The following is a 16,193-nucleotide window of genomic DNA, read 5'->3' as shown; positions in this document are numbered from 1 at the left end:
CTGCTGGTACATCGCGGCATCGGCGGCCTGCAGCCATGTCCGGTAACGCTCGGTGCGGACGCGCCCGCGCTTCGGCACGTTGGCGAACAGGTTGTTCGCGCTCGGCGGCCGGGGCAGGGTGAAGGTAATCTCCATCCCGCTACCTCCCCGAAAAGGTGCCCGGCCGCCGGGAAGGCAGCCGGGCTAGGTTAGGGAGGAAACGCCCAAGAAGGGCCTGCCCCACCATCGGGGCTTCGGACGCGCTCTCGCGCGAATGGGGGCCGGCCCGGCCGTCCAGGGAGACAAGGGGGATGCTGGACGGACCCGCGCGACGGGGTTGCGCCTCACGATCGCGCGCCGGCTGGGGGTTGGGGCAGCGCCGGCACTGGTCCTCCGGCACTGTGGCCTGGGCGCAGTCGCACCAGATCGTGAAGGTCATTGGTGCGCCCCGAAATCGAGCGGGCGCGCGTCGGCGCCGTAGATGTCCGATACGCCGCTGCTGGACTGCATGGCGGGGCTGCGGTGGGGGACGTAGGTGGGGTGGCGCTTGGACGGTGGAACGGCATCGGTGTGCCGCCGGCAGAACATCAGCACGCCGAAGGCTTTCTCCGGCTCCGGATGCCCGGCGAAAGCGTTCATGCCCGTCGCCGGGCCTCCCGTGACGCCAATCGTCCTACCCAGCGTGTCCAGCTTGCCATCCCGCGCCATCGTGACGATGTTCGCCACCGACTGCGTCGCGACACCGACCGCCTTTGCAATCTTGCTGTACGTCCAGCCCTCGCGGCGCAAAGACAGGATGGCTTGCCGCGTCTGCAGCGACATCCTGTTCTGCCCGCCGTTGTTCGCCCGTCCGTCCGCCATCACCGCCTCCCCTTGTTGATCTTGCTCACCAGCGTCTGCCGCAGCCGTGCGGCAACGCTGTCGTGATCCGTCAGCAGGGCCAGCAGCCGGGCCGCCTCGCCTGCGGATATCTCCGGCCCCGCCTCGCCGTCCGGGTGCAGCGCGCGGTCAAGCTCGTCGCAGATCCGCCCCCATGTGCCGGAAGCCGCGACGAAGGCATCGACGGTGCCCGCCGGCTCTGCGCTGGCGCGGGCGCTGGCATGCACCGCCTGCATCATGGCCAGGAAGTGCCCCGGCTGGCCGGCAGCGACGGCGGCGGCCTCCAGATCGACCATCTCCCACACCTTCAACTCCACCGTGTCCCTGTCCTGGTCTCCGGCATCGCGCAGATACCCATGGCTCTTGCCGATCACGGCGGCGGCAGCGTCGTACCCGCCAAGCGCGGCGGCGGCGCGGTCGATGGCCTCGAAGCGGCTCCCGCAGGGGCGGATCTTTGTCACTGCCGAAAACCTCCCGGATGATTCGACGTGCAACCGCCGGTCGCGGCGCTCATGTATTTGCGGGTGGCAACTGTGGGGGCGGACATGAATATTTGGGAATTGAAGAAATGGCGGTTCAAATTACCCGCGGTTGCCAGAACCGTAACAAATGTTCCATTCTCTTCCTGTGGCACGGGGGGTGTACACAGGGAGGAAACGGTATGTCTCGGAAAGGAGACCATTACGCCGCGTCTCGGCCGGCGCTTCGACTTGCGGTTGACAATAGTTCGTCCGCTGTCAGCGAAACGCCGCGCTCCTCGCAGGCCGACAAGAGGCGCAACTGCCACGAGCCCGGCACCGCCCGGCGGGTCCGCCATTTCTTCGTTTGCCATTCAGATGCGCCGACCGATTGCGCCGCCGCGGCAATGTCCGGCCAGCGAGAGGGGGTGAAGATGTCCATCCCCGATATTAGGGACAGTTTGTCCCCTTCGTCAAGGTCAGGTCTTACCTTGCGGGACAAGGCGGCCCTGCGATGCTTTGGTATGGCGCAGAAACCCTCGCGGTCCCTATTTCGAAAAAAGCTTGCCGCCCGGATGTATGATGCCCGGGTGCGGCGTGGGCTGACCCAGGAGCAGATTGGCGACCTGATGGGGATCGGAGAACAGTCCTACAAGAAGCACGAGCAGCGGGGCTCGCTGCCTGCCGATTTGTTCGAAATCTTTGCGCTGGCCGTCCAAGAGGATCCGTACTGGGTGCTCACTGGACGCCGGGAGCGCCCTGACGTTATTGAGCCGCGACTGCCGTCGCAGACTAAGCCGCGGCGTAGTCGGCGATCTCCGCAGCAGCCCACGGGCAGCGACGGCGGCCCAACACAAGCGCACTAGGCTCGGCCGGCGGAATGCGCCTGTGGGAGCAAGATCAACCGCTGGCGTTCACGGCAATTTCGGAGCGGGTCCGGGTGCTATTCACCGCGCTCGGCTATCGCACGATTGTTGATGTCGTAGCTGACACCGATGGCCGCGTCGGCAGCACGCAGTTCTCGAATTGGGCAGTTGGGAGCAGCCGGCCCGGCATCGACACTGCGATCTATCTGCGGTTTCGGTTCGGCATCACGCTGGATTGGCTTTACTGCGGGGACGCCTCCGGGTTGAGCCTCGCGCTCGCCAATCGCCTTCGCGAGACACACCAGCTGGTGCAGGCGGGCGACCTTCGGCTTATAGGAACCGCGCGCGGCCCGCGGCCGAAAGGTTAAAGCAGGCTGAGCCCGGCGCCTCCCCGCGCCTGGCTGACGATGGGGAGGGATGAATGCCAGCCAGTTGTTGCGGCCGCTGCGGCGGCGAAGGCTTTGAGGTCGTGGAGGGCCGTCCGGCCGGCGCGCATTTCCGGATTGCGCTTGTCCAATGCGCCAGCTGTGGCGCCGTCGTCGGCGCCATGCCAGCGGTGAACGTCGAAGATCAGCTTCGGCAAATGGACCGCAAACTGCAGACGATGGATTACAGCATCCAGCACATCGCCAGCCGTCGCTGATTGGCGGTCAGGAGGCGCCGCCCTCCCCGCCTCGCGATCGCGCGACGATATCGCGCCACCCATGCATGACGAAGCTACCCTCGGGGAAGCCTGACACGCTGCCGTCCTCGTAGACGGCCCATTCGGCGCCGGTCGCTGGGTCGTTCACCCGGACGACGACAGCCGGGCTGTCGGGCTGGGCGCCCCGCCATTCCCCGTCGCGCCAGCACTGCACACCGTCTGGCGTCGCGAACAGCATTCCTCCGTCCTCTGACATCTCACACCTCCTGGCTTCGCGCCGGCCATCCGGCCGCGTCGGCGGGCAGTATAAGGGGACATTTTGTCCTTGACAAAGGGGACAGTTTGTCCCTATCTTCTCCCTATCGAACAGGGAGACACCCGATGCCCCGCAAGGCCAAGACCGCACCGCCGGACACGATCACCGCCTACAAGGCGTTCAACGCCGACTGGACCTGCCGCGGTTATCAATACGAGGTCGGCAAGACCTACGAACATCCCGGACCGGTCGAGATGTGCGCGACCGGTTTCCACGCCTGCACCGTCCCGTTCGACTGCTGGTCCTATTACGAGCGGTCGACCGCCCTGGCGCGGGTCACGCTGGCCAGCGTGACGGATGAGCGCCAGGGCGACAGCAAGGTCTGCGGCGCACGGATCACTATCGAGGCGCGGCTTGACCTGTCCGACTGGACTAAGGCGCAGGTCGAGACCGTCACGGCGCTGTGCAAGACCGCCGCCGGCCGGCTAGCTGACAGCGGCCACGCGGCGGCGACCGGCTACAGAGGCCACGCGGCGGCGACCGGCTACAGAGGCCACGCGGCGGCGACCGGCGAGAATGCTATTGCCGCCAGTCTCGGAATCGTCGGCACCGCCCGTGCCGCCAAGGGCAATTGGCTGGTCCTGGCCGCCTATGACGATGACTTCGACCTGATCTGCGTCAAGTCGGTCCAGGTCGATGGCGAGACGATCAAGGCGGACACCGCCTATCGCCTGACCGCGGATGGCGAATTGGTCGAGGCGGAGGGCTGACCAGATGCCCTTCACCGCCCATGCAGAGCAGCGCCAGCCGGCCCCTGACCCGGTCGCGACGCTGCAGCAGATTGCCCGCGGCAAGCCGCACCCCAACGGCAACCCCTACAGCGGCGAGACGGCCCGGCAGATGGCGCGGGAGTGCCTGCTGTCGCTGGGCCTGTCCTGGCCGAAGCGCAGGGAGGCGGAGTGATGCCTGACACGCTCATCACCGACGCCGAAGCCTCTGCCCTGTCTCCGCTGGCCCGCATCGAGCGCGCCGCTGAGATCGTCCGGCAGGCCAAGGAAGCGGTCGCAACCCTCTACGTCGCTGCGCGCGGCGAGGCGGTCATGCCGGCCCATCACGCAATCGCTGACGACCTGTCCGACAGCGAGCAGTCGCTTGCGGTCGCCCTGGATGACCTCGCCCCGGATCACTGGCGGCGGGTCTACGGCAACGAACTCGGCAACGACCTGCGAGCGGCGGGTCTGCCGGTCACGGAGGCAGCGGAATGAAGCCCTACGGACACCAGTGGCACGCCCACAGTCGCGCTCTGGACGCGGTGCGGCGGCTTGGCGAGGGCGGATACCCGTCGCTCGCCGTGGACGACCTGAAATGGGCGCTCCGGTTCGCGGAGAAGTGGGCGGCGGAGAGCGCGGCGGAAGCCGAAGCCGAGGAAGCGGCCCGCGAGGCCGGCAGCACAGGGAGGGCGGCATGGACGCATACCCCATCACACCCTGCATCCGCACGCTGGACGAAGTGCTGGCGCTGATCGGCTGGAGCTCGGCCCCGAAGCCGAATGACCGCGTGTGCATCGGGCGGAACGTCTTTGACGAGTTCGGCAACCTGGTTGGCTACCTGTCAGCGGTGGGCTGCTGGGCCGAACTACGGCGGCGGAACATCATCCGGACACGCGCCGCCCTGCCGGAGGACGCGGCATGAGCGGGTTCACGAAGGGGCTGGCGCGCGTCGAAGCGGGGACCACGCTGATTTGGGGCGAGGCGGTTCTCGCCGATGACGGATCGCCGGACGTGCTGGGTGTCCCGATCGCAGAGGCTCGCACGGCATTGCCCTATTGGGCGCGGCGTCGCTTTCGGGATGGAGAGCCGGAAGCCAACGCCGAATTGATCGCCGCGGTGTTCACGACGGCCACCGCCCTGCACGCCTCCGGCTACGACGCCCACCGGGTGATGGAGGCGGTGCCGGGGATGGTGGAGAAGCTGGCGCGGTTCATAACCGCAGAAAATCGCTGGACGGGAATGCGCGAATGGGGGGCGGAGAAGATCATCGCCCAAGAAGGCGCCGACGCGCTGTTCGATGAACTCGCGGACCTCCTCGCCACCCTCCGCACCGACGCCCCCGCACCCGCACCCGCACAGGAGGCGGCCTCGGATCTGGCAGCCGAGAACGCCGCCCTCCGCGCGCAGGTAGAGGGGCTGGCGGAGGCGTGCGAGGCGGCCATCGAATATGCCGAGGAAGAGCGCAAGGCGCTGATCGAAACGACGTGCATGTTCATGCGGCGCGCCGATGGCGGCCGGATCTATCTGTATGGAACGATGGCCGCCGCAGACGCCGAAGCGCTCGCCGCCATCGACAAGAGGATCGCCAAATTCCGCGCCGCCCTCACCGCAGCAGGGAGGCGGTGATGCGCGCCCTGTCAATCCGCCAGCCCTACGCCTTCGCCATCGTGAACGGATGGAAGGATATCGAAAACCGGGACTGGCCGACGCGGTTCCGCGGTCCGGTCCTGGTCCATGCCGGGAAGAAGGAAGAGCGCGACGACGTCTTCGATGTGCTGCGGTTTATCGCTGAGCGGACCGGTCGCGACCCGCATGTGATTGCCAGCAAATACCGGGACCAGAAAGCTCTGGGCTGCATCGTCGGCGCCGTCGACATAGCGGACTGCGTCACTGAACACGCAAGCGGCTGGTTCTATGGTCCGTACGGCTTTGTTCTGACCAACGGCCGACCTTGCAAGCCGGTAGCGTGCCGCGGCGCGCTCGGATTCTTCACGGTGCCCGACGAGGTAGCGCGGGAACTGCGGGAGCCCCGCCCATGACCTGCAAGCCCCTCAGCGAGGCCACGGGCAAGGTCATGTCCGACCTGTGCCGGGCCAAGGCGGAAAAGGCCCTGCGCCCCATCCAAGACGCCATCGCTGCCGGCGACCCCGATGCAGCCCTCGCAGCCCTGTTCACCGAAGAATTGAGGCTGTGCCTGGGGCAGTGGAGGGAGACGCAGGTGCAGGCGGGGTTGAGGGAGCCAGGGGAATGAAGGCCGTGGATTACCTCGGGGCCACCATCCTGGCCGCCGCCTTCCTGGTGCTGGTCTGGTGGACCGTGACGGACAAGCTGTGATGGAGATCGCAATGACGAACGACCCTTATGCATGGTGGCGGGCTGCGCTCGCTGGCGAACACCCGCCGATCCATGACGGCGACGCCAGTCCGGGCTTTTACCGGAGGCGCACCCACCGCGGTGGCCCTTTCGAGCCGGTCGCCATTTGGATCGATGGCGAACTCGGCATGTTCTGCATGGCCGGGTTCGACGGCGCCACCCGGCAGGAAGACGCCGCCGCCATCTGGACCTTCTGCGCGCAGAACCCGATCACCGAGGAAGCCTATCGGACCGCCTACGACACCGGCCGCTGGCCCGACGTTGACGAGGCGATCAGGCCCCCGCCGGCCGGCCACAATGCGCCCCCGGAAGACGAGGCGGAGACGATCCGCGAGCAGATCGAAGCCGCCTCCGCCAGCGTCGAGAAGTATACCACGATCGCCGACGACGAACACGCGGCGGCTGCGCAATCCCTGCGCGCCAGGCTCAACGAACTGGCCGGCGACGCGGAGAAGAAGCGGGTTGCGGAGAAGGCCCCGCACCTGGACGCGAGCAAGGCGGTGGATGCGAAGTGGCAGCCCATCGTCAAGGCGGGCAAGGCCGGCGCGGAGACGATCCGCAAGGCGCTGGGCGCCTACGAGACGGCGAAGGCGCGGGCCGCCGCGGAGGCACAGCGCAAGGCCGACGAGGCCCGCCGGAAGGCCGAGGAGGAAGCGGCCAAGGCGGCGGAGCCGAACAGCGGTCACGCCATGGAGGTTTCGACCGTCCACGTCCCCGAACCGGAACCGCCGCCACCGGTGCAGACCACGATCAAGGGCGGCTACGGCCGGGCCGCGTCGGTGCGGGTGAAGAAGCGCGTCACCGTCACCGACCAGGACGCGGCGTACCAGTCGCTCAAGACGCACCCGGAACTGGTCGCGCTGATCGCGAAGCTGGCGCAGCGCGGCGTGGATGCCGGGCATGAGATCGGCGGCGTGTCCGTCGAGGAAGTCAGGGAGGTTGCGTGATGGCTGAGGTTGCGAATCTGCCGGTGCGGCGGGAACTGTCTGCCGGCGCCCCGGTGCGCGCCATCGTCCCGCAGACGATGGAGGATGCCTATCGGGTGGCGAGCGCGGTCGTGAAGGCCGGCCTTGCCCCCTATGGCATGGACACGCCGGAAAAGTGCCTCGTCGCCATCATGATGGGGATGGAAGTCGGGCTGACTCCGATGCAGTCCGTCCAGCGGATCGCGGTCATCAACGGCCGGCCGACCATCTGGGGGGATGCCGCCATCGGACTGGTGCGTGGCTCCGGCCTCTGCGAGTACGTCCGTGAGCGCTTCGAGGGCAAGGGCGACGATTACACCGCCTTCTGCGAGGTGAAGCGCCGCGGCGAGGCTGAGCCGGTCATCGGGACGTTCAGCGTCGGCGACGCCAAGCGGGCCAAGCTGTGGGAGAAGCGCGGGAACAAGGGGCAGGACACCCCTTGGATCACGCACCCCAAGCGCATGCTCCAGATGCGCGCCCGCGGCTTCGCTCTCCGGGACGCCTTCGCCGACGTGCTGGGCGGCATGTACCTGCAGGAAGAACTGGAAGGCGTGGAGCCCATGCGGGACGTGACCCCGCCCTCTCCCCCGCCGGCACCGCCTGCCGCGCCTCCTGCGCCGCCGCCGGCCGCTATGGAGCCGATGGAGGACGCGGAGGCCGAACCGGTCATCGAACTGCGCACCCTCGCCAACCCGAAGCCGGAGATGGTCAGCCCGGGCGACTTCTTCGAGCGCATGCGGACGATGCTGGAGGCGATGGACCCGGACAAGCGGCGCCAAGCCTGGGACCTGAACGGCGAGGCGCTGGACAGCCTGGAGAACTCGCACCCGGAGCTGCTGGAAGACCTGCAGGGCTTCATGCGGGACGACGGATGACCGGCCAGACACAGGAGGCGGCGGAGTAGAGACGATGGACCCGGAATTTGAAGAACGCATGGCGCGATACCAGGAACTGGCCGAAAGGCTGAACCGCGGATGGACGTTGACGGTGGGTCGCGACGGCATCCCCCGATGGCACGCCCCGCGGAAGCTGCATCCAGCAATCAAAGCGCTGGAAGACCTGCAGCACCAGCCGCCGTTGCAGGACTGACCCATGCACCCCCGCCGCAAGCCCTCCAAGGGCGTCCTGGCCACCCGAGAGCAGGCAGGCCCCATGCGGTGCCCGGAGTACCTGAAATGGCTCCGTGGCTGCCAGTGCTGGGCCTGCGGGGCCAACGCGGGGCGGATGGAGGCGGCCCACTACCGGGGCAGCGACGTGCCGGCGGAGGACCGGGGCGGGATCGGGCTCAAGCCGGCCGATTGCTGGGCTGTCCCGCTCTGCCCGGAGTGCCACCGGATGCAGCATGCGGAAGGGCATGAGGCTTTCGACCGGCGGGCCGGCGCCCGGATGCGCGATGCCGCCGCCGCGTCGTGGTCGCACTGGCTCTATCACACGGAAGCGGGAAGGCGGTGGAGGGAGAGGCATGGCTAAGCCCCTGGTCTTGCATACCGAGCGCGATCGGCAGAACGCGATTGCCCTTCTGTCCAAGCTCAACCTGAAAAAGCCGTGGCAGATCGAAGTAAAACAGTACGTTAGACATAGGACTCTACCACAAAATGCGCTATACTGGAAATGGATTCAGGCGATCGCGCACGAGACTGGAAATGATCCGGATGACGTTCATGAGGCGCTTAAGCACAAGTTCTGCCCGTTCGTCATAGTTCGGATGGGCGGCGAGGAACAGGCTGTCTTTTCCACCAAGCGCCTGAACACTGCCGACATGAGCGATTACATGGACCGCGTGCATGCCTTTGCCGCGTCCGAACTCGGAATCGCCCTGCCGCTGCCAGAGGAGATGCACCAGAGATGACGGATGCGAACTTGGAAGGCGTGAAGGCGGCCCATGCCGCGATGGTGCGCGGGGTTGCGGATATTGAGGCCAGGTTGGATAGCGTCGAACCCGACCCGATGCAGCGTGCGGCCATCATGATGCACGCGAACGCCTGCGTTTTGTTGCTTTGGGCCGCCGGCTGGCGCCCACCCGCAGACACCACGGAGGGAAAGGATGAAGACGGAGTCCGAGCGCAAAGCGGCGCAGCAAGATCGGCAACGTCGGGTCGAGCAAGCCCGCCGCACTGCAATGGTCGATGCCCTTGCCGACCCCAAGATGCGGGAAGGCGCTGAGTGGGCGATCACGGCCCTGACTGTGGCCGGCTGGCGCCCACCCGCAGACACCACGAAAGGGGCCGACCATGACTGACATGGAAATCCCGATCCTGCTCCGCATCGGCAGCGAGGAACGCGAGATTGTCGCCCGCGTCCGGTACGAGATCACGCCCGGCCGTCCGGCGCACTACGGCAGCCCGACCTATCCGGGCCACCCGGCAGAGCCGCCGGAAATCGAGATCGGGAATGTCCTGACCCTCTGCGCGGCGGGCAACCGGCTGAACGCCTACGACATCATGCCGGCCGGGGCGATCCGCAATGCCATCGAGGACATGGCCGTGCAGTACATCGCGGAGCATCACGAGGACACGGGCCATGACTGACCGGGCAAGAGAGGCGGTCCTGCGCCAGGCGTGGGAGATGTTCCGGGACGGCACCCTGTTCGATGGACTGGGGCGGCTCTACGACGCCGGCATGCTCCACGCCCCTATGGAGTGGCGGCCGATAAGCGAGGCGCCGAAGGACGGGACGCGCATCGTGGGATTGATCGACAACCGCCGCGCCCGTGTCGTTTTCTGGGGCGATCTGTACTGGAGCGGTCAGGACTGGATCTACGATCACGGCGGTGTGTGCGGCGAGTATGGGGCCGTTATCACTGCATGGGCGCCCCTCCCTCCCCCACCTGGAGACCGGGACCATGGGTGACGACGTGAAGCTGACCCCGGCGCAGGAAAGGCTGCTGGTGGAGGTGTGCGACGGGGTGATGCGCATCTTCTGGTCGTACAGCTGGGGCTACCGTTCGGCCCTGGGTTCGCCGAAGCGGCAGGGAATAGGGCGCGTTGCCGACAACCTGATTTCTGCCGGGATGCTGACTGTAATGCGCCGCGAGATGGGCACCATCTCGGACATCACCCCAACCGCCGCCGGCCGCCGCCGTCGCGCTGCCATCAAGGCACGGGAGCAGGGCAAATGATCTGGGAACCTTGCCCGGTGTGTACCCCAAAGCTGACGAGCGCACAACGGAAGCTGATCCGCTGGATCGCGGAAGGCCGGATCGTGCGAGACGAAGGGAGAGGCGGCGAGCGGTCGAACGTCTGGGTGCTGGGCCGCGGCGCGCATCCGCGCGTGCGAGCGACCGGATACCGCGGACTGGTCGAGCAGGGCCTTGCCGACTTCAACGGCGACGGCGAGCTGCGGCTGACCGCAGAGGGATGGATGGTGCGCGATGCCGACTGACGACGTGAAACTGACCCGTGCCCGCAGGGCTGTCCTGATGGGGCTGTACGAGGGGCGGGAGCTCGCTCGCAGTTCCGGCGGGTTCTGGTGGCGCGACGATATGCAGAACGGCTGGGTGCAGAGCAATACCGTTTCATGGCTTAGCCGCCACGGCTGGCTGACAGTGCGAACCGGATTCCCGTTGACAGCAGCCCTCACCCCCTCCGGCCGCGCCCTGGCCGAACGGCTGGCGAAGGAGGGGCGGTGATGGAATCTCGCAGGCTGCAAACACAGGCCGCGCGCTCAGCGGCCAGACTGTCGAACGTGATCGCGAAGGGCGACCCCAACAAGGCACTGGAGGCAATGGGGCCGTTCGTCGAGGAATTCATGGGCTGGATAAGCGCCCTGCAGGACGAAGCGGCGAAACTCCGCGCCGCCACCCACCAGGAGGGCAAGGACTGATGAGCGAGATCTATATCGAGGAACTGCGCGAAGCCGGCGAGGATGGCGGCGGGCTCATGGGCTATTACTGCAAAGGCCATGTGGACCGGCACGCTTTCGCACAGGCGGCCAACCGCTACAGCGGCGCCACATCTACCTATGACAGGCGGCACGTCAGGGCGGAGCGGTCGCATCATTCGTGGTGGCGGACGGTGCCCATGGTCGGCGAGCCCGGGCAGTTCCGATTTGTCGCCGCGCGCGGGCCGGGCGCGGGCGCTTACCCTGTGACCGTCTGCGAAAGCATCGAAGAATCGCGCTTGGTCGCGAGCAGGCGGGAGGTTGACGCGGACCGCGCCGGCCATCGGCGCGGCATGGCGGAAGGCGTGCAATGGGCACTGGATGTGCTGCATGAGCGAGGGCTGACCGACGCGGCCGACCGACTATTGAGCGCCTGGCGCCCGGCCCCGGAGCGCGAAGGCTAACCCCATGCCCCGCCCCGCCACCATAGGACAGCCATGACGGCGCGCTTGCCCATAGAGCGGTTGCCGGACTGGCCGCGCTGCATGACCCGCGAGGTCGCGGCGGCCTATCTGGGGATCAGCCCGTCGCAGTTCGACGCGGAGGTCAAGGGCGGGCTGTGGCCGCCGGGCATGTGGGCGGGCAAGCGCATCCGCTGGGACCGCCAGGCGATCGACCGATGGCTGGACAGCCGCGATGCCGCTACCTTGCCGACAGGGCAGGTCAGCGACAGGCGGCGGCGATGGGCAGAATCGACGTGAAGCGGCTCCGGTACAAGGCCGGCGCCTACTACTGGCAGCCGACCCCGGCCATCCGCAAGCTCGGATTCGGGCCCGAGCCGCTGGGGAAGGACATGGCGGTCGCCGTGCGCCGCGCAGAGGCCCTCAACAGGGACGTGGAGGCGGAGAAGCGCCGGCTGGTGACCGGCGAAGCGAGCGGCGCCCGGCCCGGCTCCATCGGCGCCCTGATCGACCTCTACCAGCGCAGCGCCGACTACCAGGAACTCGCCGCCACCACCCGCGTCGGATACGACAGCCATTTGCGGATGATCCGCCGGATGGAAGAACACACCCCGGTCAAAGAGATCCGCCGCGCCGACCTGCGGGACATCTATCAGGCCCTGATCGATCAGGGGCACAGTCACAAGCCAGCCGCGGTCCTGCGCATGTGGGCCATCCTTCTGGCCTTCGCGGTGCGCGAGGAATGGATCACCAAGAGCCCGGCCAAGGATATGCGGCTGCACTCCGCCCGGCCCCGCGCGGTCCTCTGGACGGGCGAGCAGCGGCGGAAGGTCATCAAGACCGCCATGCAGATGAACCGCCGGTCGGTCGCGCTGGGCGTCGTCCTGCTGTGGGTATTCGGCCAGCGGCCGATCGACACCGTGCGCATGCAGTGGAGCGCATGGGATGGCGACAGCATGGAGGTGGAGCAGAGCAAGACCGGCGCGCGGCTGCGGGTGCAGGCGACCCGCTACGGTCGCCTCTGGCTCGCCCGGACCCAGCGCCAGGCGGTGCAGATCATCGTGGATGAACGCACCGGCCGGCCCTACACCCGGAACAGCTTCACCAAGGCATTCCGGGAGGTCAGGGACGCCGCCGGCCTGCCGCCGACACTCCAACTGCGGGACATGCGCCGGACCACCAGTACCGAACTCGGGACCAGCGGCGCGACCGATGCCGAGCTGATGTCCGTGACCGGCCACCGGACCCGGTCGATGGTCACTCGCTACACCCTGCCGACCGCCGGACAGAGCGTGTCGGCGCAGGCCCGCCGGGAACGGACCCGGCCCAAAAGTGGGAAAAGCACCTGATGGAAAGTGGGAAAAGTGGTGACCCCGGAGGGATTCGAACCCCCGACCCTCAGATTAGGAATCTGATGCTCTATCCTGCTGAGCTACGAGGTCACGGTTCCTAGATAGCAATCCCCGGCCGCCATTCCAATGCAGGCCGGCCAATGCAGACTGGCCAATGCAGACTGGCCAAGGCGGTCCCGCCGCGACCGCTGCTCAATCCACCGCCTCCGCCCGCATCTCTTCGAGATCCTGCAGGTAGAGGTCGACGAACCAGGCGATCAGCTCGTAGCACATCTCCACCTGGCCGGTCTCCGGATCGTAGAAGGCGTTCTCCTCGCCGCAGGTCTTGAACAGGACCGGGATGTCGCCCGGCAGGACCAGCTGCGCGGAAAGGTCGTCCGCGGCCGCCTGCATCAGGCCCGGCACCTCGACCAGGTCCTTCAGCGCGGGATCCAGCTCCGCCCCCGGCACCTCGAACCGCACCACGATCCGGCCACCGCCGGGGCGGTCGCCCGGGCCGTCCCGCAGATGCGGGGCCAGCACCGACAGCCAGCTCGCCTCGACCTGGGCATAGGTTGCCGGACAGCGTTCCCGGTCGCCGTCGGGCATCTCGATATCGTCCGCCAGCTCGGCAAAGCCCTCCGGGTCGCTGCCGTAGAGCAGGCAGTAGATCGCGGCGAAACGCTGCAGGTCCATGCTGTGCTCGTCCCAGAAGGCGAGCTCGTCATCCTCGCCGTAATAGGCGGCCAGCGCATGCCCGTCGCCGGCCGCCATCAGCAGCTCCTCTGCCTCCGCGTCCGGCTCCTCCGGCACCATCAGCCAGCCCGCCAGGCTGTCGACCGCATCCTCTTCCCGCCCCAGGACCGGGATCTCCAGCCGGTGCACCAGGGCATGGCCCAGTTCGTGGTAGAGGGTGAAAAGGGTATTGCCGTTGACGAAGAGGACCAGGTCCTCCGCCTCTTCTTCGGTCAGCTCCGGGTCATCCGCTCCCCATGCCCCGCCGGCGACGGCCGTTGGCAGCAACGCCAGCACAAGGGCAAGCAGGCGCAGCAGGCGGCCGGTCCGCGGCAGGCCGCGCCTGTCTTCGGGCATCCGTCCCGCCATCGGCGCGCCTACTCGCCCAGCTCCATGACCTCGGTCGTGCCGCCGTCGCAGACCGTGCAGCAGCTGTCGCAGGGCTCCGCGCAATCGGGCCCGGCGCCCCAGTAGGTCTCCTGGTCGCCGCTGACCCAGGCGCCGTAGCAGATTGTCTCGCCCGCCTCGCAGCTGAGCGGGAAGGAGACCGGCTCGGCACCGTCCATGACAAAGGCCTCGCCGCCGCCGGGCCAGGAATGGTCGCGGTCCTGGGAACAGAACTCGATCTCGACCGCATTCGGATGGCTGTTCTGCAGGACGAAGGTCACGGACTCCGCGGCCGCATCCTGCGGCATGGCCAGCAGCAGCATCGCAAAGGCGGCGGCCGGCAGGACGGCCAGCCGCAGGCAGGAACGAAAGGTCATTCTGACACCCCCAGGCAGAGCCGCCGGGCAGGTCCCCGGCCCGGAACGGCAAAGAAATGGCACGGCAAAGAAATGGCACTGCGAACATTTAGGTTGAGTGCCGCATACCGCGATCGGGCGGCAATGCAGTCTATCACCGGCGGAGACAAAAGGCGGTCGAATCTTTCGTGGCAACTTGGGCCGGTTCTAGCGAGCACAGAGCCAGTGGAGGCCGTCCAGCCATTGCCGCTCCAGCCAGTCCTCCGTCAGGCCCCAGTGCCGCTTCGCCGCGCGCCAGTCACGGCCATAGGCACACCAGCTGCGCCAGTCTGAGGGCATCCAGTCGACCGGATCGCGGTCGGCCTTGCTCCGGTTGCTGTGCGCGGAGACCGCCCAGAGCAGTCGCGGCGCGGTGCCGGTGTCGTTGGCATAGTCGGCGCGGCGGGCGGCATCCCAGCGGTCGGCACCCGAACGATGCGCCTCCGCCAGCGGCACCATATGATCGATGTCCAGGGCCCGCGGATCGCGGATCTCCTCCCCCGACCAGGGATCGCGCCACAACCCGGAGACCACCCGGCAGCCGCTGTCGTCCCAGGCGACCGGAACCTGCGAGTCTCGGGCCAGCACCTCGTTCCGGGTATCCCGGCAATCGCCGTCCAGATCGCGCCAATGGGCATAGGCCTGGCGGGCATAGGGTTCCGCCACCGGCTGGAACAGCGGCGTCTGGCGCAGTTCCAGCAGAGCGAAGCCCAGGCCCCCCAGAAGCAGGAGCCAGCGCACCGAGCGGCGGCGCAGCAGCAGCGGCCAGCGGATCGCACGGCGGGCCATGCCGGCGGCCCGGCGCGCGGTCACCGCGTTGCGCCTTGAGCGCGACCGGCCGCGTCCGCGCGCGGCGGCGACCCTGGTCACGGGACGGACGGCCCGCGCCGGAGGCAAGCGCGGGCCCGCCCTGCGCATCTGCAAGGCGATTGCCGGCGCCAGCCGCGCTCACTACGATCCCGTGCCATGACGATGCCTTACCATGGGCCGGAATCGGCCGCCAAACTCAGCGCCGCGCTGGCCGACGCCCCTGGGCCCGCCAAGGCGCTGGACATGATGATCGCCGATGCCCTCTGCCCCCGGAGGGAGGCACCGGCCGGCGAATCGGGCGGCGCCGATATGGACGAGGCAGCCGCCGGCAGCGCCGGGCCGCAATGGCAGGTCGACGGGGCCTGGCTGTCGACCGACGATCTGCCCTATTGGTCCGGCGACCTGGCCGCGGCGGCGGGGCTGTTGCAGAAGCTGCACCCGGGCTGGGCCTGGCGGCTGCGCATCGGACCCTTCCGGGCGGGCGAAGCCGCCCGTCCCTTCGCCACGTTCCATGAGCCGGAAACCGGCGCGGCGGTGATCGGGCCCGGCTGCAAGACGGAGATCCTGGCCCTGCTGGCCGCGGGGCTGACCGTCGACCTGCTGCCGCTGCTGCGCCGGCAGACCGCCGGTCTGTTCGCCCTCGACAATCCCGACCAGGGCCAGGTGCTGTTCGCACCGGACCTGCGGATGCTGGTGGCCGGCTATCTGCGCCTCGACGCAGCCGGCGGCGCCACCGCCAGCCTGCGCCGCCGGCACGGCGATGGCGGCACCAGCGACCGGATGCCGGCCGGCCGCTACCGCATCCTGGCCGACGGTCTGCTGTGCATCGACTGGGACGACGGCATGTCGGAGAGCTTCCGCCGCGACGGCGGAGCGACCGGCCAGTGCCAGACCCTGGTCCGAACCGGGACCACGGCGCCCGGTCCGCATTTCGAGCAGGCCGTCCGTTTCCGCCGCATCCAGGAAGGCTAGGAAGACTGAACGATACCCCGGATCGCAAGGCGGGTATCGCCGGCGGGACGGCAGGACGAACCGGAGCCGCCCGCCACGAGGCGGCAGGACAGAA

General features: G+C 68.1%; 32 protein-coding genes and 1 tRNA gene. 26 read left to right on the top strand and 7 right to left on the bottom strand.

The window, feature by feature from the left end; genetic code table 11:
- Positions 1–414 precede the first annotated feature (414 nt).
- Positions 415–840, bottom strand: coding sequence for a helix-turn-helix domain-containing protein (locus tag ACFOGJ_RS16115; protein ID WP_379902200.1), 426 nt, complete (start codon positions 838–840; stop codon positions 415–417).
- Positions 840–1,319 carry a hypothetical protein gene (locus tag ACFOGJ_RS16110; RefSeq protein ID WP_379902198.1) on the bottom strand — a complete coding sequence of 160 codons (480 nt, stop codon included), beginning with the start codon at positions 1,317–1,319 and terminating at the stop codon, positions 840–842. Before ACFOGJ_RS16110 ends, ACFOGJ_RS16115 begins: the two co-directional genes overlap by 1 nt.
- A 521-nt stretch (positions 1,320–1,840) precedes the next feature.
- Between ACFOGJ_RS16110 and ACFOGJ_RS16105 the strand changes: the two genes are divergently transcribed.
- Genes ACFOGJ_RS16105 through ACFOGJ_RS16095 form a run of 3 tightly spaced genes read left to right on the top strand, consistent with a single transcriptional unit; the run spans position 1,841 to position 2,825 of the window.
- The gene (locus ACFOGJ_RS16105) at positions 1,841–2,182 is read left to right on the top strand and encodes a hypothetical protein (protein ID WP_379902197.1); all 342 of its coding nucleotides are present in this window, start codon (positions 1,841–1,843) and stop codon (positions 2,180–2,182) included.
- 14 nt (positions 2,183–2,196) lie between these two features.
- Positions 2,197–2,550, top strand: a complete 354-nt coding sequence (locus ACFOGJ_RS16100) for a hypothetical protein (protein WP_379902195.1) — start codon at positions 2,197–2,199, stop codon at positions 2,548–2,550.
- A gap of 53 nt (positions 2,551–2,603) precedes the next feature.
- Positions 2,604–2,825, top strand: a complete 222-nt coding sequence (locus ACFOGJ_RS16095; protein ID WP_379902193.1) for a hypothetical protein — start codon at positions 2,604–2,606, stop codon at positions 2,823–2,825.
- A 7-nt stretch (positions 2,826–2,832) separates the two neighbouring features.
- On the opposite strand, the gene ACFOGJ_RS16090 is transcribed toward ACFOGJ_RS16095, so the two are convergent.
- Entirely contained in the window at positions 2,833–3,081 is a 249-nt protein-coding gene (locus tag ACFOGJ_RS16090) for a hypothetical protein (protein WP_379902191.1), read from the bottom strand.
- A 125-nt stretch (positions 3,082–3,206) separates the two neighbouring features.
- Between ACFOGJ_RS16090 and ACFOGJ_RS16085 the strand changes: the two genes are divergently transcribed.
- The 22 genes from ACFOGJ_RS16085 (at position 3,207) to ACFOGJ_RS15985 (ending at position 12,818) form a co-directional block, all read left to right on the top strand.
- Complete coding sequence (locus tag ACFOGJ_RS16085; protein WP_379902189.1) at positions 3,207–3,851, top strand: DUF7666 domain-containing protein; 645 nt, start codon at positions 3,207–3,209, stop codon at positions 3,849–3,851.
- 4 nt (positions 3,852–3,855) lie between these two features.
- On the top strand, positions 3,856–4,044 hold the full coding sequence (locus tag ACFOGJ_RS16080) for a hypothetical protein (RefSeq protein ID WP_379902187.1): 189 nt from the start codon (positions 3,856–3,858) through the stop codon (positions 4,042–4,044).
- Positions 4,044–4,346, top strand: coding sequence for a hypothetical protein (locus tag ACFOGJ_RS16075; RefSeq protein WP_379902185.1), 303 nt, complete (start codon positions 4,044–4,046; stop codon positions 4,344–4,346). The genes ACFOGJ_RS16080 and ACFOGJ_RS16075 overlap by 1 nt, the downstream gene beginning before the upstream one ends.
- A gap of 199 nt (positions 4,347–4,545) precedes the next feature.
- A complete protein-coding gene (locus ACFOGJ_RS16070; RefSeq protein WP_379902183.1) occupies positions 4,546–4,773 on the top strand; it encodes a hypothetical protein in 228 nt (75 codons plus the stop codon).
- Positions 4,770–5,477 carry a hypothetical protein gene (locus tag ACFOGJ_RS16065; RefSeq protein WP_379902181.1) on the top strand — a complete coding sequence of 236 codons (708 nt, stop codon included), beginning with the start codon at positions 4,770–4,772 and terminating at the stop codon, positions 5,475–5,477. Before ACFOGJ_RS16070 ends, ACFOGJ_RS16065 begins: the two co-directional genes overlap by 4 nt.
- A complete protein-coding gene (locus tag ACFOGJ_RS16060; protein ID WP_379902179.1) occupies positions 5,477–5,890 on the top strand; it encodes an ASCH domain-containing protein in 414 nt (137 codons plus the stop codon). The genes ACFOGJ_RS16065 and ACFOGJ_RS16060 overlap by 1 nt, the downstream gene beginning before the upstream one ends.
- A complete protein-coding gene (locus ACFOGJ_RS16055; protein WP_379902177.1) occupies positions 5,887–6,102 on the top strand; it encodes a hypothetical protein in 216 nt (71 codons plus the stop codon). The genes ACFOGJ_RS16060 and ACFOGJ_RS16055 overlap by 4 nt, the downstream gene beginning before the upstream one ends.
- A 58-nt stretch (positions 6,103–6,160) precedes the next feature.
- A complete protein-coding gene (locus ACFOGJ_RS16050; protein ID WP_379902175.1) occupies positions 6,161–7,171 on the top strand; it encodes a hypothetical protein in 1,011 nt (336 codons plus the stop codon).
- Positions 7,171–8,064: a recombinase RecT gene (locus ACFOGJ_RS16045; RefSeq protein ID WP_379902173.1), complete on the top strand. Its 894-nt coding sequence runs from the start codon at positions 7,171–7,173 to the stop codon at positions 8,062–8,064. The genes ACFOGJ_RS16050 and ACFOGJ_RS16045 overlap by 1 nt, the downstream gene beginning before the upstream one ends.
- Positions 8,065–8,098: 34 nt before the next feature.
- A complete protein-coding gene (locus ACFOGJ_RS16040) occupies positions 8,099–8,278 on the top strand; it encodes a hypothetical protein (RefSeq protein ID WP_379902171.1) in 180 nt (59 codons plus the stop codon).
- Between the two features lie 3 nt (positions 8,279–8,281).
- Positions 8,282–8,659, top strand: a complete 378-nt coding sequence (locus ACFOGJ_RS30340) for a DUF968 domain-containing protein (protein WP_449288590.1) — start codon at positions 8,282–8,284, stop codon at positions 8,657–8,659.
- A complete protein-coding gene (locus tag ACFOGJ_RS16035) occupies positions 8,652–9,038 on the top strand; it encodes a hypothetical protein (RefSeq protein ID WP_379902169.1) in 387 nt (128 codons plus the stop codon). The genes ACFOGJ_RS30340 and ACFOGJ_RS16035 overlap by 8 nt, the downstream gene beginning before the upstream one ends.
- A 195-nt stretch (positions 9,039–9,233) precedes the next feature.
- Positions 9,234–9,428: a hypothetical protein gene (locus ACFOGJ_RS16030; protein ID WP_379902167.1), complete on the top strand. Its 195-nt coding sequence runs from the start codon at positions 9,234–9,236 to the stop codon at positions 9,426–9,428.
- Positions 9,421–9,717 carry a hypothetical protein gene (locus ACFOGJ_RS16025; RefSeq protein ID WP_379902165.1) on the top strand — a complete coding sequence of 99 codons (297 nt, stop codon included), beginning with the start codon at positions 9,421–9,423 and terminating at the stop codon, positions 9,715–9,717. The genes ACFOGJ_RS16030 and ACFOGJ_RS16025 overlap by 8 nt, the downstream gene beginning before the upstream one ends.
- The gene (locus ACFOGJ_RS16020) at positions 9,710–10,039 is read left to right on the top strand and encodes a hypothetical protein (RefSeq protein ID WP_379902163.1); all 330 of its coding nucleotides are present in this window, start codon (positions 9,710–9,712) and stop codon (positions 10,037–10,039) included. The genes ACFOGJ_RS16025 and ACFOGJ_RS16020 overlap by 8 nt, the downstream gene beginning before the upstream one ends.
- On the top strand, positions 10,032–10,307 hold the full coding sequence (locus tag ACFOGJ_RS16015) for a hypothetical protein (protein ID WP_379902161.1): 276 nt from the start codon (positions 10,032–10,034) through the stop codon (positions 10,305–10,307). The genes ACFOGJ_RS16020 and ACFOGJ_RS16015 overlap by 8 nt, the downstream gene beginning before the upstream one ends.
- Entirely contained in the window at positions 10,304–10,570 is a 267-nt protein-coding gene (locus ACFOGJ_RS16010) for a hypothetical protein (protein ID WP_379902159.1), read from the top strand. Before ACFOGJ_RS16015 ends, ACFOGJ_RS16010 begins: the two co-directional genes overlap by 4 nt.
- Positions 10,560–10,817, top strand: a complete 258-nt coding sequence (locus ACFOGJ_RS16005) for a hypothetical protein (protein WP_379902157.1) — start codon at positions 10,560–10,562, stop codon at positions 10,815–10,817. The genes ACFOGJ_RS16010 and ACFOGJ_RS16005 overlap by 11 nt, the downstream gene beginning before the upstream one ends.
- Positions 10,817–11,011, top strand: a complete 195-nt coding sequence (locus ACFOGJ_RS16000) for a hypothetical protein (protein WP_379902156.1) — start codon at positions 10,817–10,819, stop codon at positions 11,009–11,011. The genes ACFOGJ_RS16005 and ACFOGJ_RS16000 overlap by 1 nt, the downstream gene beginning before the upstream one ends.
- Complete coding sequence (locus tag ACFOGJ_RS15995; RefSeq protein ID WP_379902155.1) at positions 11,011–11,472, top strand: hypothetical protein; 462 nt, start codon at positions 11,011–11,013, stop codon at positions 11,470–11,472. Before ACFOGJ_RS16000 ends, ACFOGJ_RS15995 begins: the two co-directional genes overlap by 1 nt.
- A gap of 33 nt (positions 11,473–11,505) precedes the next feature.
- Entirely contained in the window at positions 11,506–11,769 is a 264-nt protein-coding gene (locus ACFOGJ_RS15990; protein WP_379902154.1) for a helix-turn-helix transcriptional regulator, read from the top strand.
- Positions 11,751–12,818, top strand: a complete 1,068-nt coding sequence (locus ACFOGJ_RS15985) for a site-specific integrase (protein ID WP_379902153.1) — start codon at positions 11,751–11,753, stop codon at positions 12,816–12,818. The genes ACFOGJ_RS15990 and ACFOGJ_RS15985 overlap by 19 nt, the downstream gene beginning before the upstream one ends.
- A 16-nt stretch (positions 12,819–12,834) precedes the next feature.
- On the opposite strand, the gene ACFOGJ_RS15980 is transcribed toward ACFOGJ_RS15985, so the two are convergent.
- The 4 genes from ACFOGJ_RS15980 to ACFOGJ_RS15965 form a co-directional block, all read right to left on the bottom strand.
- Positions 12,835–12,911, bottom strand: a tRNA-Arg gene (locus ACFOGJ_RS15980).
- Positions 12,912–13,013: 102 nt separating this feature from the next.
- Positions 13,014–13,892, bottom strand: a complete 879-nt coding sequence (locus ACFOGJ_RS15975; RefSeq protein ID WP_379902152.1) for a DUF4344 domain-containing metallopeptidase — start codon at positions 13,890–13,892, stop codon at positions 13,014–13,016.
- Positions 13,893–13,912: 20 nt separating this feature from the next.
- Positions 13,913–14,299: a hypothetical protein gene (locus ACFOGJ_RS15970; RefSeq protein ID WP_379902151.1), complete on the bottom strand. Its 387-nt coding sequence runs from the start codon at positions 14,297–14,299 to the stop codon at positions 13,913–13,915.
- A gap of 186 nt (positions 14,300–14,485) precedes the next feature.
- Entirely contained in the window at positions 14,486–15,130 is a 645-nt protein-coding gene (locus tag ACFOGJ_RS15965; protein WP_379902150.1) for an HNH endonuclease, read from the bottom strand.
- Between the two features lie 153 nt (positions 15,131–15,283).
- On the opposite strand from ACFOGJ_RS15965, the gene ACFOGJ_RS15960 reads away from it, so the two are divergent.
- On the top strand, positions 15,284–16,099 hold the full coding sequence (locus ACFOGJ_RS15960) for a hypothetical protein (protein WP_379902148.1): 816 nt from the start codon (positions 15,284–15,286) through the stop codon (positions 16,097–16,099).
- The last annotated feature ends 94 nt before the right edge of the window (positions 16,100–16,193 follow it).

The organism is Marinibaculum pumilum (assembly GCF_042646425.1).
GTDB lineage: Bacteria > Pseudomonadota > Alphaproteobacteria > Ferrovibrionales > Ferrovibrionaceae > Marinibaculum > Marinibaculum pumilum.
Note: the sequence above shows the minus strand (reverse complement) of the source record. Positions and strands in the feature narration are given on the sequence as shown.

Bases quoted from the DNA above. Each gene is read 5' to 3' on its own strand.
- ACFOGJ_RS16065 (WP_379902181.1), top strand. From the start codon at position 4,770: ATGAGCGGGTTCACGAAGGGGCTGGCGCGCGTCGAAGCGGGGACCACG.
- ACFOGJ_RS16015 (WP_379902161.1), top strand. From the start codon at position 10,032: ATGGGTGACGACGTGAAGCTGACCCCGGCGCAGGAAAGGCTGCTGGTG.
- ACFOGJ_RS16010 (WP_379902159.1), top strand. From the start codon at position 10,304: ATGATCTGGGAACCTTGCCCGGTGTGTACCCCAAAGCTGACGAGCGCA.
- ACFOGJ_RS16045 (WP_379902173.1), top strand. From the start codon at position 7,171: ATGGCTGAGGTTGCGAATCTGCCGGTGCGGCGGGAACTGTCTGCCGGC.
- ACFOGJ_RS15960 (WP_379902148.1), top strand. From the start codon at position 15,284: ATGACGATGCCTTACCATGGGCCGGAATCGGCCGCCAAACTCAGCGCC.
- ACFOGJ_RS16035 (WP_379902169.1), top strand. From the start codon at position 8,652: ATGGCTAAGCCCCTGGTCTTGCATACCGAGCGCGATCGGCAGAACGCG.
- ACFOGJ_RS16090 (WP_379902191.1), bottom strand. From the start codon at position 3,081: ATGTCAGAGGACGGAGGAATGCTGTTCGCGACGCCAGACGGTGTGCAG.
- ACFOGJ_RS16040 (WP_379902171.1), top strand. From the start codon at position 8,099: ATGGACCCGGAATTTGAAGAACGCATGGCGCGATACCAGGAACTGGCC.
- ACFOGJ_RS16025 (WP_379902165.1), top strand. From the start codon at position 9,421: ATGACTGACATGGAAATCCCGATCCTGCTCCGCATCGGCAGCGAGGAA.
- ACFOGJ_RS15975 (WP_379902152.1), bottom strand. From the start codon at position 13,892: ATGCCCGAAGACAGGCGCGGCCTGCCGCGGACCGGCCGCCTGCTGCGC.
- ACFOGJ_RS16020 (WP_379902163.1), top strand. From the start codon at position 9,710: ATGACTGACCGGGCAAGAGAGGCGGTCCTGCGCCAGGCGTGGGAGATG.
- ACFOGJ_RS16080 (WP_379902187.1), top strand. From the start codon at position 3,856: ATGCCCTTCACCGCCCATGCAGAGCAGCGCCAGCCGGCCCCTGACCCG.
- ACFOGJ_RS15990 (WP_379902154.1), top strand. From the start codon at position 11,506: ATGACGGCGCGCTTGCCCATAGAGCGGTTGCCGGACTGGCCGCGCTGC.
- ACFOGJ_RS16100 (WP_379902195.1), top strand. From the start codon at position 2,197: ATGCGCCTGTGGGAGCAAGATCAACCGCTGGCGTTCACGGCAATTTCG.
- ACFOGJ_RS30340 (WP_449288590.1), top strand. From the start codon at position 8,282: ATGCACCCCCGCCGCAAGCCCTCCAAGGGCGTCCTGGCCACCCGAGAG.
- ACFOGJ_RS16030 (WP_379902167.1), top strand. From the start codon at position 9,234: ATGAAGACGGAGTCCGAGCGCAAAGCGGCGCAGCAAGATCGGCAACGT.
- ACFOGJ_RS15970 (WP_379902151.1), bottom strand. From the start codon at position 14,299: ATGACCTTTCGTTCCTGCCTGCGGCTGGCCGTCCTGCCGGCCGCCGCC.
- ACFOGJ_RS16060 (WP_379902179.1), top strand. From the start codon at position 5,477: ATGCGCGCCCTGTCAATCCGCCAGCCCTACGCCTTCGCCATCGTGAAC.
- ACFOGJ_RS15995 (WP_379902155.1), top strand. From the start codon at position 11,011: ATGAGCGAGATCTATATCGAGGAACTGCGCGAAGCCGGCGAGGATGGC.
- ACFOGJ_RS16055 (WP_379902177.1), top strand. From the start codon at position 5,887: ATGACCTGCAAGCCCCTCAGCGAGGCCACGGGCAAGGTCATGTCCGAC.
- ACFOGJ_RS16005 (WP_379902157.1), top strand. From the start codon at position 10,560: ATGCCGACTGACGACGTGAAACTGACCCGTGCCCGCAGGGCTGTCCTG.
- ACFOGJ_RS16000 (WP_379902156.1), top strand. From the start codon at position 10,817: ATGGAATCTCGCAGGCTGCAAACACAGGCCGCGCGCTCAGCGGCCAGA.
- ACFOGJ_RS16075 (WP_379902185.1), top strand. From the start codon at position 4,044: ATGCCTGACACGCTCATCACCGACGCCGAAGCCTCTGCCCTGTCTCCG.
- ACFOGJ_RS16070 (WP_379902183.1), top strand. From the start codon at position 4,546: ATGGACGCATACCCCATCACACCCTGCATCCGCACGCTGGACGAAGTG.
- ACFOGJ_RS16105 (WP_379902197.1), top strand. From the start codon at position 1,841: ATGGCGCAGAAACCCTCGCGGTCCCTATTTCGAAAAAAGCTTGCCGCC.
- ACFOGJ_RS16115 (WP_379902200.1), bottom strand. From the start codon at position 840: ATGGCGGACGGACGGGCGAACAACGGCGGGCAGAACAGGATGTCGCTG.
- ACFOGJ_RS16085 (WP_379902189.1), top strand. From the start codon at position 3,207: ATGCCCCGCAAGGCCAAGACCGCACCGCCGGACACGATCACCGCCTAC.
- ACFOGJ_RS15985 (WP_379902153.1), top strand. From the start codon at position 11,751: ATGGGCAGAATCGACGTGAAGCGGCTCCGGTACAAGGCCGGCGCCTAC.
- ACFOGJ_RS16095 (WP_379902193.1), top strand. From the start codon at position 2,604: ATGCCAGCCAGTTGTTGCGGCCGCTGCGGCGGCGAAGGCTTTGAGGTC.